General features: G+C 34.7%; 15 protein-coding genes. 2 read left to right on the top strand and 13 right to left on the bottom strand.

The genetic code is table 11. The annotated features are described in order from the left end of the window. Nucleotides 1–23 precede the first annotated feature (23 nt). The gene (gene rimP / locus C7P63_RS01360) at nt 24–497 is read right to left on the bottom strand and encodes a ribosome maturation factor RimP (protein ID WP_125942364.1); all 474 of its coding nucleotides are present in this window, start codon (nt 495–497) and stop codon (nt 24–26) included. 247 nt (nt 498–744) lie between these two features. Between rimP and C7P63_RS01355 the strand changes: the two genes are divergently transcribed. Then, the gene (locus tag C7P63_RS01355; RefSeq protein WP_165863741.1) at nt 745–1,578 is read left to right on the top strand and encodes a metallophosphoesterase; all 834 of its coding nucleotides are present in this window, start codon (nt 745–747) and stop codon (nt 1,576–1,578) included. A gap of 31 nt (nt 1,579–1,609) precedes the next feature. Here C7P63_RS01355 and C7P63_RS01350 read toward each other — a convergent pair whose 3' ends face one another. From C7P63_RS01350 to C7P63_RS01325, 6 genes are all read right to left on the bottom strand, one after another. After that, nucleotides 1,610–2,638 (bottom strand): AI-2E family transporter, encoded by a 1,029-nt coding sequence (locus tag C7P63_RS01350; RefSeq protein WP_125942362.1) that lies wholly within the window; start codon nt 2,636–2,638, stop codon nt 1,610–1,612. Between the two features lie 97 nt (nt 2,639–2,735). Beyond that, nucleotides 2,736–4,571 (bottom strand): acyltransferase family protein, encoded by a 1,836-nt coding sequence (locus C7P63_RS01345; protein WP_165863740.1) that lies wholly within the window; start codon nt 4,569–4,571, stop codon nt 2,736–2,738. Between the two features lie 287 nt (nt 4,572–4,858). Then, on the bottom strand, nt 4,859–5,080 hold the full coding sequence (locus C7P63_RS01340; protein ID WP_125942360.1) for a YozE family protein: 222 nt from the start codon (nt 5,078–5,080) through the stop codon (nt 4,859–4,861). Between the two features lie 98 nt (nt 5,081–5,178). Beyond that, on the bottom strand, nt 5,179–5,814 hold the full coding sequence (locus C7P63_RS01335) for a YpmS family protein (RefSeq protein WP_243640779.1): 636 nt from the start codon (nt 5,812–5,814) through the stop codon (nt 5,179–5,181). An 11-nt stretch (nt 5,815–5,825) separates the two neighbouring features. Then, entirely contained in the window at nt 5,826–6,683 is an 858-nt protein-coding gene (locus tag C7P63_RS01330; RefSeq protein ID WP_125942358.1) for an SGNH/GDSL hydrolase family protein, read from the bottom strand. A gap of 74 nt (nt 6,684–6,757) precedes the next feature. Then, nucleotides 6,758–7,597 (bottom strand): DegV family protein, encoded by an 840-nt coding sequence (locus C7P63_RS01325; protein WP_125942357.1) that lies wholly within the window; start codon nt 7,595–7,597, stop codon nt 6,758–6,760. A gap of 131 nt (nt 7,598–7,728) precedes the next feature. Here C7P63_RS01325 and trhA point away from each other — a divergent pair, with 131 nt between their 5' ends. After that, complete coding sequence (gene trhA / locus C7P63_RS01320; RefSeq protein WP_125942356.1) at nt 7,729–8,373, top strand: PAQR family membrane homeostasis protein TrhA; 645 nt, start codon at nt 7,729–7,731, stop codon at nt 8,371–8,373. A gap of 80 nt (nt 8,374–8,453) precedes the next feature. On the opposite strand, the gene C7P63_RS01315 is transcribed toward trhA, so the two are convergent. The 6 genes from C7P63_RS01315 to C7P63_RS01290 form a co-directional block, all read right to left on the bottom strand. Then, nucleotides 8,454–9,185: an amino acid racemase gene (locus C7P63_RS01315; RefSeq protein ID WP_125942355.1), complete on the bottom strand. Its 732-nt coding sequence runs from the start codon at nt 9,183–9,185 to the stop codon at nt 8,454–8,456. 3 nt (nt 9,186–9,188) lie between these two features. Next, nucleotides 9,189–10,430: a carboxylate--amine ligase gene (locus tag C7P63_RS01310; protein ID WP_125942354.1), complete on the bottom strand. Its 1,242-nt coding sequence runs from the start codon at nt 10,428–10,430 to the stop codon at nt 9,189–9,191. A gap of 1 nt (nt 10,431) precedes the next feature. After that, the gene (locus C7P63_RS01305; RefSeq protein WP_125942353.1) at nt 10,432–11,967 is read right to left on the bottom strand and encodes a UDP-N-acetylmuramoyl-L-alanyl-D-glutamate--L-lysine ligase; all 1,536 of its coding nucleotides are present in this window, start codon (nt 11,965–11,967) and stop codon (nt 10,432–10,434) included. A gap of 151 nt (nt 11,968–12,118) precedes the next feature. Further along, nucleotides 12,119–13,999 (bottom strand): asparagine synthase (glutamine-hydrolyzing), encoded by a 1,881-nt coding sequence (gene asnB, locus C7P63_RS01300; RefSeq protein WP_125942352.1) that lies wholly within the window; start codon nt 13,997–13,999, stop codon nt 12,119–12,121. Nucleotides 14,000–14,099: 100 nt separating this feature from the next. Beyond that, the gene (locus C7P63_RS01295) at nt 14,100–14,591 is read right to left on the bottom strand and encodes a dihydrofolate reductase (RefSeq protein ID WP_125942351.1); all 492 of its coding nucleotides are present in this window, start codon (nt 14,589–14,591) and stop codon (nt 14,100–14,102) included. A 69-nt stretch (nt 14,592–14,660) separates the two neighbouring features. After that, complete coding sequence (locus C7P63_RS01290; RefSeq protein ID WP_125942350.1) at nt 14,661–15,608, bottom strand: thymidylate synthase; 948 nt, start codon at nt 15,606–15,608, stop codon at nt 14,661–14,663. Between the last annotated feature and the right edge of the window lie 19 nt (nt 15,609–15,627).

The following is a 15,627-nucleotide window of genomic DNA, read 5'->3' as shown; positions in this document are numbered from 1 at the left end:
TTCTTGTTTGCCTCCATCTCTCATTAAAACTGAATCGCAAGTCTTGCTTTCGCTATATTTTTACGTTCAAATGTTATCTGTTTTTCTCGTGTTTTAATCCGAATTGTCATCGTTAAGGTTTCTTTTGTTACTTCATCTAAAAACCCATCATATTGTTTTTCACCTTCTACTTGAGAATAAAGTGAAACATGAATGTAGTCTCCTACCGCTTGTTGATAATCTTCTTCTTTTTTAAGGGGCCGTTCTGCGCCTGGAGAAGAGACTTCTAAAAAGTAAGCTTGTGGAATCGGATCTGGATCCAAAGTGTCCATTATTTCGCTTAATTTTTCACTAACTAAAGCACATTCTTCAATATCGATTCCTTTTGGCTTATCGATAAATACTCGGAGAAACCAATTTTTCCCTTCTTTGACAAATTCCACGTCTACCAGTTCAAAATTTAGTTCGTTCAAGATTGGCGTTACTACTCCCGTAACAGTTTCTACTACACTGCTCAATCTTTTTCGCCTCCTTTTTAGAATTTTTTTCATTAAAAAGAGTGAGCGCATAACGCTCACTCTCCTAATCACTATCAATCTGTTTTAAGTATAGCACTTCTGTTTAAAAAAAACAAGAACCCTGTCTGTTGTCTTCCCTTCTGTGGATTGAACTCTTTAATAATTTTTAAAATTATTCCTATCCTATAGCTATTCTGAATAAAGTTGCTCTATAATGAAGCCATTCTTAGACAAAGGGAGTGAGGATGTGTTTTTTGTCCATTTTTTAAGGATTTTCATTGGCCTAGCAGGTATTTTCTGTCTGTATGGCTACTGGACGAATAGGCAACTACAATTGACACAAGAAAAGTTAACCATTAAAGACTTACCACAAACAATGGAAGGTGAACATGTTATCCATCTTTCTGACATTCATAATGGCCGTTTACGGGTGAACAAGCAAAAAATTCTCAAACAAATTCGCTTAAAACACCCAGCCTTAATTTTAATTACAGGAGATACCATCGACCGAACAGATGATGTTTCTCAGTCTAACTTAGCTACCTTTATCAATGACTTAACCACGATTGCCCCAACTTATTTGATTGAAGGCAATCATGAACGCACTAGTGGCCAATACCAAGCTTGGCGGCAACTGATTTTAAAAACCAATGCAGTGATCTTAGAAAACCAAGCTACTATTGCCCACATTAATCATGAACCTCTTACTATTATTGGGTTAAAAAATGAAGAAACTAATTTGCCACAAATGGAATTGGATAAATTAGCCTTATTTCCGTCTGTTAGATTACTATTAGCCCATCATCCAGAAAAGTTTTTAGCCTACACAAAAGCTTTTCAACGCTATCCCTTAACGGCTATTTTTTCTGGACATGCTCACGGTGGCCAAGTTCGGTTGCCCTTTATTGACGGATTATACTCACCAGATCAAGGTTTCTTACCTAAACTTGTCAATGGTAAATACATTGATAAATCTTCTGGCACGACACTATTTGTTAGCCGAGGACTAAGTAATAGTAAATTTCCTTTTCGGATTCACAATAAACCACATATTATTGATATTGAATTAACATCCAACTAATAAAAAAACAAAGAAAAAAAGTCGAGAAAAATTACTCGACTTTTTTTGTGGAATGAGCAGTTTCATGTTTCACTTCTAACAAATCTAAAATAAAGACAAACACAGGAATACCTGTAATTAACCCCCATACACCAAAAAATTTCTCAGAAAACATTAATACTACAAACACATAGAAAACAGGTAAGTTAGTTTTACTACTCATTAATTTAGGATTTAAAATATAAGACTCTAAAGCGTGGATAACGGTAATCATGATTAAAATATAAACCACATGCTGCACCCCGCCAATAGAATAGCCTATTAAGGTTAAAGGAATACAAGAAATAATCACACCTGCCACAGGAATTAAACTTAAAATAAATACCATTAAAGCAAGACTTAATAATTGAGGAAACTTCATAATAGAAAGACCTAATACAGTTAAACCAGTATTAATCACGGCAATTAAAAATTGAGCTTCTAATACGACGCCAAAAGTATTGGTAAATTTTTTCCCTAAATAAGCTACATCTTCACAAAATAACCCAATCTTACTTGTTAAAAACGAGTGACTAAAACTTTTCACCCAATCCACTTCAATAATAAAGAAAAAGCTTAAAACAAGAGACAGTAAAAAGGTAACCCCCATTGACCCAATACTCGACAACGTCGTAAATATTACCTTCACCCCTGAAGTAACATGCTCTCTTATTTCATTGAAGCTAATATTTTTACCAATCCAATCTAACAATTTAGAATTTTGATCTGGCTGTTGATAAAAATTAAAAACAGATTCAATCATAGCAAAGGTTTGATTAAATAAAATAGGCAAATATTTAGTTAAAGCTATATAAAGAAAGCCCCCTATTGCCACATACCATATAATCGCTAAAATCTTTTTAGAAACATGGGTTTTTCGGTGTCCCCAATTGACTAATCTTGTACTTAAATACGTTAAAATAAAGGTTAATAATACCAAGCTAATAATACTCCGTGTCACATATAACATCACACAGATAAACGCTAAAACGCTTGTCCTTCTTAAACTATCATTGTCCTTAAACCGACTCCACCATTCCATCTATTTTCCTCGCTTATTCATTTATTTTCCACTAAGTTAACTCTTACCATTATCTTAGCATTATCTGTCTTCACACAAAAGAAAAAAAGAGAAAAAGCTAAGATTCACTCGCTTTTTCTCCTGATTCTTCTGTTGGTTTATCTGTTTTTTTCTCTTTTTCAACCTTATCTTCTATAATTTGATAGGGCTCTAAGGCTTGGGTGATCATTTGAATATAATACTTAACACCCTCTTGGTTCAGATGAATACCGTCTGGTTCCAGTAAGCCAGGAGCATTTAAGGCTGCACTATGCCAATCTAACAAGGTGACATTGGGATGTGTGTCACTTCCTTGAGCTAACATTTGATTCACTTCTGTTTCCCAGTTACGAGGTACCCGAGTATTAATCAAAAATACATGAGCTTGATTTAATTTTGCCAACAACTTAGTTAACTCTTTTTCATCAAATGGACTATTAGAACCTAATTCTATGAATACCACAGAACGTTTATTATTGTAGTCTTTGTACTTATCATTTAATAAGTCAACTGCATCTACTAGTTGTCTGCCGACTTTTCCGTCTACCCTCACTTGAGGAATATTTTTTTCCAATTCCTCTTTGGCTCTTAATATAATAGAGTCTCCTACTATTAACACTCGGTCGACTGGAATTTTCACTTCAGGTTTCGGTTGTTTTGGTTGAGTTTTTTCAACATAGTCGTTTAATTTACTTTCAGAATGACCTTGTTGATTATAACTAGCTTCTAATCGTTGACTACCAATAAATAAGCTAACTCCACCAATTAGTAAACTTACTACCATTACCCATAATGTTTTTTTATGCGTTGGAGCTAATAATTTTCGTTCTTTGAAAGCCCCTTGCCAACCAAAACGTCTGATAGGTTCTTCTACAAAGTAAAAAGAAAAAGTAGAAAGAAGTAAAATCATCCCAAGTTGACCTGCCATTAACCAAGGATGGAAAGTCCCAATACTTTTCACTGGGGTAAATAAAGTCACAACAGGATAATGCCACAAATAGATACTATAAGAGCGTTTACCTAACCAAGTAAAAGGAGGTAAAGCTAATAGTTTGCCTAACCAAGTAGATGGATGAACTAAAACAGCTAATAAAATAGCGGTTAAACAGGCAACTAAAAAGAATCCACCATAGTATAGAAAAGCTTGATACTCATTTAACCGGTTAGCTAACATAAGTAAACTAACTAAGGCCACCACTCCTATACCATCTAAAACCCTTCTAGCTTTAGGTTCAATTTTTTCAGTAAATAAATAGTAAGGCCAGACAAAAGCTAACCCACAACCAATTAATAAAGCGAAAGCTCTAGTATCTGTTCCGTAATAAACTCGGTCAATACTGGTTGGTTCATACAACACTGCCATTAAAATAGCGGAGGTCATAATCCCTCCTACAATAAGTTTCAACACATGCTGTCTTTTCTTTAATAATTTTAAAGCGCCTAATAAAATTAATGGCCAAAAAATATAAAACTGTTCCTCAATCGCTAATGACCATAAATGTTTCAAAGGAGTTGGGACACTATATAAATCAAAGTAAGGGACTTTTTCAAAAATATACCACCAGTTGCTCACATAGAAAAAAGCAGCCACTCCGTCTTTTAAGTTACGCCAGACACTTTCTGGAAAAACGAGAAAAGACACACATAAGGTAACGATAATCATAAAAAAGACGGCAGGAATTAGACGCCTGATCCTTTTTAACCAGAATTTTTTTAAATCAAAGGTTTTAGTTGTATTCCACTCTATCAACAAATGGCTAGTTATCAAATAACCTGAGAGAACAAAGAAAATGTCCACTCCAATAAATCCTCCACGTACAAAAGGCAGATGAAAATGGTAAGCTAATACCAATAAAATTGCGATGGCTCTTAACCCATCTAATCCGCCAATATATCTTTTTTTACTACCAGCCACACGAATGCCTCCTGTTTTGTCTTTTTTGTTACATAATTGTCTTATTTAAGCTTAAAACTGGGATATATTTGATTTTTTTTGCATTATATTACAAAAAAATGAAATATATTACTGATAAAAACCTTGATTAATCAGTCAAACTTCTTACAAGACTACTATATTCATTCAAATATTACTAAAATGTTACATTTTTTACTCACATGCTATTCTATCATTAAATAGTTTGTTTGAATATAGTTTTTTATAAATTTAATAAATTTATTGACTACCTAGTTTAAAGCAGCTGATTAATCATTATGTTCTTGGTATAGTTCCCAAGCTTGATCAAATAGATCCATATTGGTCACGTAATAAGCATTATCCTCTAAATAATGACTGATTTCTTCATAATCTTGTGACTGCTTTGGAAAACCTAAATCTTGATCTAACTCATTAGCTAAATGAGTTAAAGGATCTTGCCTATTTGGTCCTCTTAATGTTGCCATGTATTGATAAAAACTTCGACGCATATTATTCACTCCAATGTGTTAGTTAAACTGATGAGCTAATTAGTTCCAATTAGTCACACTTAGAAGGAGAAAAACAAGTTAATTTCCCCCTAGGCTAACTATTTTTCTTTATCTTTTTCTAAAGGGAGATAGATATTCATCCGAATATCATCATCAATTAAGTTAATTTTTTCCATTTTAGCATACATGCCATTTTGCAGTTGAAACTGATCTAAATGTAACACCACTGCTTCTTTTTGACTTTGAATTTCCACCCAATCAGGAATTTTCATTTGATTGCCTACATAACGTAAAATATCTTTCACTGGTAATGATAAAGTACCAATCGATAGACTTTTCGCTTGCAGTAAAACATTCCCATTATCTAAAACATAAGGCTCAAAATACAAATAAAACCCCATTTTTTGACCTAATAAGTTAAAATTTCCCTTTAACATTGCTTGGTCTTCTAAATAAAAACGGTACTTAACCCCTGTTTCTCCTAAAAATTCATTTAAATAATAATCAATTAACCGATTAATTTGTTTTTTCTTTAGTTGAATTTGAAAAGCAGGTTCTCCTTGATTGACTAAGGCTGTTTTTGGGCTTTCAAAAGCAGGTTCTCGTTGGGTTTTTAACCGAGTCACTACAGTAAGACTAACCCCTAATAAAATAGTCACCAACCCTAGAAACAACCATTTCCAAATATTTTCTTTTGCTTTAACTTGCTTGTTTGTTTTCTTTTTTTTTGCCATCCTGTTATCTCCTATTTTTCTAGCCATAATTTTTTTGTTTCAATCATCTGTTTTTGAAACTCATTAGCAATGACTTGATAGCCTAAATTATTCGGATGAAAATTATCTGTATCACTTAATAAATTATTCACTTTTTTAGAGCCATTACTGTCAGTTGTATCCACCCTGTTTTTTTGTTCAGTTCCCTTATAAATTAAATCATTGATAGGAATAAAGAAAGCTTTTCTTTCTTCTTTTACGATTTCTTTAGAAGCTAAATTCCAATGATTCACAATTTCTTGCATGCTAGGTAACTCTTCAAAGTTCATATAATAAGGATTATAAATTCCTAATTGATAAATAGGCGCTCGATCATTATATTTTCGCAACGTTTGATAAAGTTCTGTTAATTTTTTTTGATAGACCACTTCTTTCTTTTTAACTAGTTCAGGGGTAATATCATTAAACATCTCTGCCTTAACTACTTTCATTAAATCATTTCCCCCAACAGTTAACGTAATCGCATCTGCTTCTTTTAGGGCTTGTTGTAATTTAGGATTTTTTTCAATTCGCCGCTGAATTTGCCAAGTTTTATCTCCAGAACGACCATAATTAACTGTTTCAAGAGCGGGAATATTTAAGCTGTCCATTAACCCACTTTTTAATAACGGTACGTATCCTCCAGCTTCGGTAGTATCCCCAACTCCTTCAGTTAAAGAGTCTCCTACTGCTACCAGATGAATAAGTTCTTTATTAGTAACCACTGGTGTATTCGTCGCTTTTAACCGACTAGGAGCACTGGGAATTAACCAACTACTTAACCCAAAGGATAGCGCAAACAGAGCAACCATCACTAATAGTTTTTTGATATATGGTATCTTTTGTTTCATTATTTTCACATCCTAAGTTCATTTAACTAGTAAAAAAACAGACCAGCTAGTGATCTGTTTTACTTATCTTTATTTTATTCTGAATAAATCATAATTGCAAATGCTCCGCTACCTGTGTGAGTGGCAATAATTGAATTCGCCTCTCTAATGGTTATCTCAGCTGCTGGGAACAACTCTTTAAGAGAGGTAGCAAAAGCTTCTGCTGTAGCTAGACCATCTGCATGAGTCAACCCAATTTTTTTCACTTGATTTAAATGGCTAATACTTTCTTTCATTTCTGCAAACCATTTATTAAACGCTTTAGCCCCTCGGCCTTTTGCTTGTGTCACTAATTCTGAATCTAGTAACTGCATTACCACTCGGATATTAAAGATATTAGATAAAATACCTGTCGCCCGGCTAATACGACCACCTTTAACTAAATTATCTAAACTAGCTACTCCGATGTATAACAGCGTATTCTCTTTCACTTTTTCTAATTCCGCTAAAATCTCTGCCATCGTACTGCCAGCCTCAGCCATTTCTGCTGCTTTAACCACTTGAAAGGCTAGTGCTTGATCAGTGAACTTACTATCTATAACGGTTACATTGGTTTTGGTTATTTGAGCAGCCTGTCTTGCCGCACTGACGGTTCCACTTAATATTTCATTCATATGGATGGAAAGAACTTCACTACCATCTTGTCCTAACTCATCGTATAACTCGACAAATTCACCAATCGGCGGTTGACTGGTTTTAGGTAAAGCATGAGATTGACTCATCATTTCCATAAACTTCTGACCAGTCAAATCCATATCTTTATAGATAATGTCATCAATCATGACAGATAAAGACACAATGTGAATGCCTAACTTTTCTGCTAATTCATAGTCCATATTACATGATGAATCTGTTACAATTTTAATTTTTTTCATATTCATACTCCATCCTTTTCTTTTAAAAAAAAGATTATTCGTGTAGAATAGATATATTCAAATATCATTACTTTAAGTATAACAGATACCCTAAGCTTTTTCACTCAAATTTATCAGAAAGATGGTGCTCCATGAATAAAAAAATGTTTTCTAATACCTACTACATTTGGAATGAAACCTTGAATGCTGTCACCCATGGTCTAGGAACAGGTCTCAGTATTACTGGGTTAATCTTGTTATTAATTAAAGCAAGTCAATTAGCCTCTATTAAACACTTATTTGCTTATTTAATTTACGGCGTTTCTCTCATTATCCTTTTTTTAAGTTCTACTTTATTTCACAGCCTGATTTTTACCAAGGCAAAAAAAGTGTTTCAAGTGTTTGATCATAGTTCCATTTATTTATTAATAGCTGGTTCTTACACTCCATTTTGCTTACTAGCTTTACCTAAAAAGGCAGGATTTCTTATGCTGCTTTTAGTTTGGGGCATTGCTTTATTAGGTATTCTGTACAAATCTATTTTCTTCAACAAAAAAACCAAAGCAGATGTTTTGCTTTACATTATTATGGGCTGGCTATGTTTATTCACATTAAAACCTTTATGGATAGGCTTAGGCTCCACTGGTTTTTGGTTACTAGTAGCTGGCGGCGTAACTTATACGTTAGGTGCCATTTTCTATAGCTTAAAACAAGTTCCTTTCATGCACGTAGTTTGGCATTTGTTTGTTTTAGGCGGCGCTACTTTCATGTTCTTCTCTATTCTCTTTTACACTTAATCTAAGCCTTTTAAAAAAGTTGGTTTTAGCGGTAAGATAACTTACTTAGCTAAAGCCAACTTTTTTTATGTAAAGACTGACTAACTTAACTCTCTTCCTTTTTGAGAAGAGGTAGCTAGTTTTAAAGTTAAATCAATTAACTCAGACTGGGCATCCACCACTTGAAAATCATGAGGGGCAGATTTTTCTTCCATTAAGGAAAGTTCCGTACAGCCTAAAATAGCCACATCACAAGCCTCAGTCACTAACATATCTGCTAAAATTTCTAAATACAAAGCATGATTTAAATACTGATTAATTTTTATATCTCGGTAAATTAAATCCATAATCTTTTGCTGCACATCTGAATTAGGTAAAACAAATTCAAATTGATCCGAAGAAAATTCCTTAGCATAGACACCTGAACGAACCGTTCCTTCAGTAGCTAATAAAGCAACTTTAATTTTTTTATCAGCTTGTGCATAACGTGTTTCAGTAATTTTTGCCGCATGTCTTGGCATGTGAAGAATCGGAATATCGGTAGCTTGTTGCAACTGATCATAAAAAGTATGAGCAGTATTACAAGTCAACACAAAAAATTCTGGTCTTAGTAAGCTGTGTTGTTTAATATCTTCCGTTAACGCTTCAACTGGACTATCTTCACATTCCCCTAAAATATAAGCGGTTCTATCTGGAACAGTTGCATGATTGACTAATACATAGTCTAAATAATCTTGATCTGTATGAGCAGTGGTTCTGGCATTTAATACTCGTACAAAGCTTTCACTTGCCAAAGTACCCATGCCGCCTAAAATGGTAAAAAACTTTTTCATTGTCTATCCCTTGTTCTCTTTAAAGTATTTTTTGAAGCGTCCATGATAATTATAAAACATATATCGCATTAATAAATGACGACGGAAATTACGATCTTTGTTATAAAATACAGTGGTACCATAATTTCCTTTATGGATCATTGCCATTCCTCGGTCTTTATCAGAGCCATCTTTCACATAAGTTGTAAAGATTTTTTTAGGAACACCCATCCATAGTGTATCGCCTTTTCCATAAATCGTTTGTTCAAATGGACGATTGAAAATTAAGTCTTCGGTTACATAACGAGCTAGATTGTAACCATTTAGTGTCACATAAAAACTACTACGTCCTTGACGTAAATTAATTTCAAATAATTTATACTCGCCGTCACGAGGATCGTATTTCATATCAAAGTTAGCAAACCCTCGGTAGTGAATAGTTTCTAAAAAGTTTTGAATGGTTTGATAAATTTTTTCGTTGTAATCAGGTAAAATGGCTACGTAATTCCCAATAGCCGCTGGAGTTGGGTCTTCCAGTAAAGGATGACCTAAACACATCATGCGAACGTTAGACTGGTGATCCACATACACATTTAACACTCGCATATGAGAATCGTCACCTGGAATAAAGTCCTGACAAATCATCTCAGAGGTGTAACCTGCTTCGTATACCCGACCTAAAATCAGTTCAAACTCTTCTCTAGTTTTAATGGTAAAAGCTTTTTTACGTCCTTCAAACTGAGCACTTAAATATTCCACACTGTTAGCTGGTTTTAACGCCACAGGAAAATCAAACGTTAACTCGATAGCAGCTGGATTTTCAGCCATTTCTTTGGTAATGATTACTGTTTTAGGATAAGGCAGTTGATATTCTTCACACACGTTATAAAAACTAACTTTACTTAACAGTTTTTCAAATAAATGATAATCATTTCCTGGACACACGTAATCTTTTGTTAATTCTTCTCGGTGTTTAGCAACTAATTCTGCATACCCATCTCCACAAGCAATCACTAAATAAGGTTTGGTAGCATCTTTAGTTTTAGCATACTCCCGCATTACTTCGATAAACACTGGATCTGTATCAAAACCAGGATGTACATGAACATTCACAATTTTACTATATTTAGTTGGCGCTAATTGGTCAGAGGCTAAAGCTTCTGATACAATTCCGTACTCTTCATAAAAAGAACGAGCCATTCCATAAACATTGATGTCACTTCCCAGTAATAAAGGCTGAAAAGCAATTTCCTTTGTTTCCGTCATTTTAATAACCACTTTCTATCAATTTATTTACGACATTTAAATCTCCTGGGTAAGAAAGACGCTCAGTCCCAACAATTTGATAACAATCTGCTCCCTTACCAGCTAATACTAAGGTATCTTCTGGTCCACATTGAGATAAACCATATTGAATGGCTTCTTCCCTATCTAATAAGGTCTTAGTTACCACCGTTTCAGCTAATCCTTGCTTAATTTCACTAATAATCGCTAGGGGATCTTCCTTACCAGGATCATCCGTTGTCAAAATTGCCTCATCTGCAAATTCAGATAGGACTCGGCTAAAATCAGCTCGGCGGCTAACACCTTTTCCACCTGTACTGCCAATCACAACCAGCAAACGTCCTTTAGGATGCTCTTCTCTGACAAAAGATAACAAAGTTTTTAGACTTAAATAATTATGAGCATAGTCAATATAGACAGATACTCCTTGATTGGTTTGAAGTTTTTCCATACGTCCAGGGACTTTAGTCCTAGCAACTCCTGTGTGAATAGCTTTGGGATTAGCTCCTACTAAACTAGTAGCTATCATGCCACTTAACGCATTGCCTTGGTTAAAATCTCCAGACAGTAAAATGTCATACTCCCCTACTAAATGAAGAGGATCCTGTTGACTGGTTACCTTAAAAGTACCAGGTTTTTCTGGTTGAAACTGATAATCTGTTTCCTTATTTGTTTCGGAATATGTCCAAACTTTCTCAGCATATCGGTTAGCTGTTTCTAAAATAAGAGAAAAATAATCAGAGTCTGCATTTAAAATCACTTGTTTAGATTGAGTTAACAAGCGACGTTTACAATAAAAATAATCATCAAAGGTTGGATGCTCTACTGCTCCAATATGATCTGGTGAAATATTTAAAAACACTCCTACATCAAAGGTTAACCCATAAACTCTTTCCGTTTTATAAGCTTGGGAAGAAACTTCCATCACTAAATGAGTCATCCCAAAGTCAACTGCTTGCCGCATCATTCGGTATAAGTCCAATGATTCTGGAGTTGTTAAGGTTGATTTAACACTCGTCTCACCATCTAAAATAGTTTCCATAGTAGAAAACATCGCTAAATGGTTAGCTGTAGCTTCTTGTAAAATATTTTTACAGAAATAAGCCGCAGTGGTTTTGCCTTTTGTCCCTGTATAGCCAATAATTTGTAAATCTTGCTGAGGATAGTCATAAAAAGCCATCGCTAACACAGCCATCGCTTTTTTTACATCCGTGACAATCACTGCCAAATGATCTTGACTAACTGCACTTTCTGCTAGTTCTTCTTCATAAATATCTTCTGACACATATATACTAGCTCCAGCACTTAGGGCTTTTTCTAAATAGCTAACTTGGAACCCTAAGCCTTTACAGAAAAAAAGTGACTGAGGACTAGCTGTCCGCGAGTCATAAGTCAACTGTTCAACTGTTTGTTGGGAAAATCTTTGAGGAACGTCGTAATGCCACTGATTGCGGTAAATCGTTTCTTTTAATAAATGATGCTCTTTTAATAACTGAATAATCTGTTTTAATTCTAACATCTTGTCACGTCCCCTTCTCATACCCTTTGATTATAGCAAATAACACTTGTGAGATAAACCAATAATCACAGATATATCCGTTTTCATTCAGACTCTTTACTATTTTTTATAAAAAAACCTTCGTGGCTAAAACACCACAAAGGTTATCCTATTAAAAATTTCCTACTTCAGGAACTTTTTCATCAATAAAGAAAATCTGATACCAAGTTAAGAAAGTGAAAATTGTCCAAATTTTACGACGGGCATTATTTTCTCCTCGGTAATTTTTATCTAACATATCCAAAATTTTCGCTTGATCAAAAAATTCAGAAACAAACTCTGCAGTAAATAACTGACGCACATGTTGATAGAATTTTTCTTCTCTCAACCAATCTTTAATCGGCACTGGGAACCCTAGTTTTTCACGGTCTGCCCATTCATCAGGTAAATGACGATTAGCCGCTTTTCTAAAAGCATATTTAGTGTTTTCAGCATTAAGTAAATACTTAGTTGGAATAGACTCAGCCAATTCCATCATTTTAATGTCTAGTAAAGGTACTCTTAGTTCAATCGAATGAGCCATGCTCATTTTATCTGCTTTCAGTAAAATATCTTTTGGCATCCATTGATGGATATCTAGATACTGCATTTTTTTAACTTCTGGCATGTCCGCTGGTAATTTTTGATATTGACTTTGGACAATATCAGAAATACTTGGACTCATTCGGTAAGAAGGAGTTAAAAGATCTAAAGCTTCACTTTCTTCAAACACTTTTGCTTGCCCAATGAAAAAGTCTTCAGCTTTAGCTAGTGAGGTATACAAGTGCATACTTCCTTTAAAGTGAGGCGCTTTTTTGATTTGTCTAGCAATCGAATAGCGAGCTTTTTTCGGTAATTTTTTCAACCCTTCAGCTACCACTCGGACAGCTTTAGACCGTGTATGGAAACCATAGTTTTGGTAACCTGCAAACAATTCATCTGCTCCCTCACCTGATAAAACAACGGTTACTTCTTTACTAGCTAGTTCAGCTAAAAAGTAAAGAGGCACACAAGAAGGATTAGAATCTGGTTCATCTAAATGATACTGAATTAACGGAAAATAATTAAAGGCTTCTTCTCCAGTTACTAACTTAGAAGTATTATTTAAACCTAATTTATCCGTTAAGCGTTTTGCCTCATGAGACTCATTATAAGTCTTATCCCCAAAACCAATTGAAAAAGTATGATCTGGTCTTAAAACAGAGGTAACGTAACTAGAATCTACCCCACTGGATAAAAATGATCCTACTTTTACATCACTGACTGCATGGGTCGCTACTGACTCAGCTACTGCTGCTTCAATTTTATCAATCGCTTCTTCTAAGCTCATATCTTCTTCTTTAAAAGAAGCATCCCAATAAGGCTGAATTTGAAGCTCTCCTTGTTTATAGGTAAAGAAATGACCTTCTGGAATACGGTGAACTCCTTTAAAGAACGTTTCGTCTAAGGCTGAATATTGGAAGGTTAAATAAGGTTTAAGAGCTTCTTTATTTAGCTGTTTGTTAAAATCTGGATGAACTAAGAAACTTTTAATTTCAGATCCAAACATGAAAGTTCCGTTCATTTCTGCATAGTAATAAGGCTTAATCCCAAAGTGATCTCTTGCCCCAAACAACTCCTCAGTTTCTAAATCCCAAATAGCAAAAGAAAACATGCCTCGTAACCGACTTAAAATATCTTGGCCGTATTCTTCATAACCATGTAAAATAACTTCTGTATCTGCTTCTGTCGTAAATTGATGACCTTTTGCGATTAACTCTTCTCGTAATACTTGATAATCGTAAATTTCTCCGTTAAAGATAATCACCTTAGTCCCATCTTCATTATAAATCGGTTGTGTTCCGCCTTCTAAGTCAATAATGCTTAACCGGCGAAAACCTAAAGCAATGTGATCATCTATATAAGTCCCAGAACTATTCGGTCCACGATGAATAATTTTGTCCATCATTTTCTGAATAGTTGGTTCTTTTTGTTCTGTTTTTTGGGTATTAATAAAACCAACAATTCCACACATATGTCAACTTCCCATCTTTTCATAATATCTTTGTTTAGTGTATCTTGTTTTAAAACATAGTACAAATAATTTTCTTAATTTTATATTCTTTCAGGAAATTTTAACCTTTTCTTTGAAAAGTTTCGAAAACATGAGGATAAACATTTTTCTCATCCACATCGCCTTGACGGCTAGCTACTTTTTCAAAAGGACTCCAATCAATTTCTGGAAAATGCCGATCTCCTGTAAACTCTCCTTCAATAACCGTTCGGTATAACTGGTCACAATAAGGAATAAATTGTTGATACACATTAGCCCCACCTGTAATAAAAGTAGTAGTATCTGATGACTTAGCATAATCTAAGACTTCAGAAACAGTGTGCATCACTTGTGCGCCAGGCACATGATACTCTTGATTTCTGGTTAGGATGATTGTTTGACGTTTAGGTAACAGGCGTTTCCCCATCCCCTCAAAAGTAGTTCGTCCCATAACTACGGTATGACCTTCTGTGGTTTTTCTAAAAAAATTTAAATCATTTGGCAAATGCCAAGGAAGTTTTTCCTCTTTTCCGATTAACCCATTTTGATCTTGTGCCCAAATAGCAATTAACATTGACTAACTCCTCCTTATTATCCAATCATATCTGCTTCATTATACCTATCTAATAAAGAGAAAGGCAACCTAAACAGCCACAGGTGCTTTTATTCCTGGATGAGGATCGTACCCTTCCACTTTTATGTCTTCCATCTCAAAATCAAAAACTGAGGTTTTATCAGGGTTTAACACTAATTTAGGCAGGGAGCGAACAGGTCGACTTAATTGGGTCTTAATTTGCTCCATGTGGTTAGCGTATAAATGAGCGTCCCCTAAAGTATGGATAAATTCTCCCACTTCTAAATTTGTTTCCCGAGCAATTAAATGAGTCAGTAACGCATAGCTAGCAATATTAAAGGGAACCCCTAAAAAGACATCTGCACTTCGTTGGTATAACTGACAACTTAATTTTCCGTCACTTACATAAAATTGGAATAAAGTATGACAAGGTGGCAGTGCCATATGCGGCACATCTTCTGGATTCCAAGCAGATACAATAAGTCGTCTAGAATTAGGATTGGTTTTAATTTGCTCAATCACATCTTTAATTTGGTCAATGGTTTCCCCATTTCTTGTTTGCCAGTGACGCCACTGGGCACCGTAAACATTCCCTAGTTCACCGTAAGTTGCAGCAAATGTGTCATCCGTTAAAATCTTATGACAAAAATCAGCCATCTCTTGTTGGTAGACTTGTTTAAACTCTGGATCTTTTGCGGCTCTCAAGCCAAAGTTTTCCATATCTGGCCCTGTGTAATCTTCACTTGTCACATAACGTTCAAAGGCCCACTCATCCCAAATGTGATTATTATGTTCTAGTAGATACTTAATATTAGTTTCCCCTTTTAAAAACCATAAAAGTTCACTTTTAATTAAACCAAAAGCGACGCGTTTAGTCGTTAATAAAGGAAAGCCTTGACTTAGGTCAAAGCGCATTTGATAACCAAATAAACTTTTAGTACCAGTACCTGTTCGGTCGCCTTTTACATGTCCTTCTGTTAAAATTTTTTCTGCTAATTGTAGATATTCTTGTTCCATAGTCTTCCTCTTTCTATCT

This window comes from Vagococcus humatus (assembly GCF_003950325.1).
Lineage (GTDB): Bacteria > Bacillota > Bacilli > Lactobacillales > Vagococcaceae > Vagococcus_C > Vagococcus_C humatus.
The sequence above is the reverse complement of the archived record's forward strand: the minus strand, read 5'-3'. Positions and strand labels throughout refer to the sequence as shown.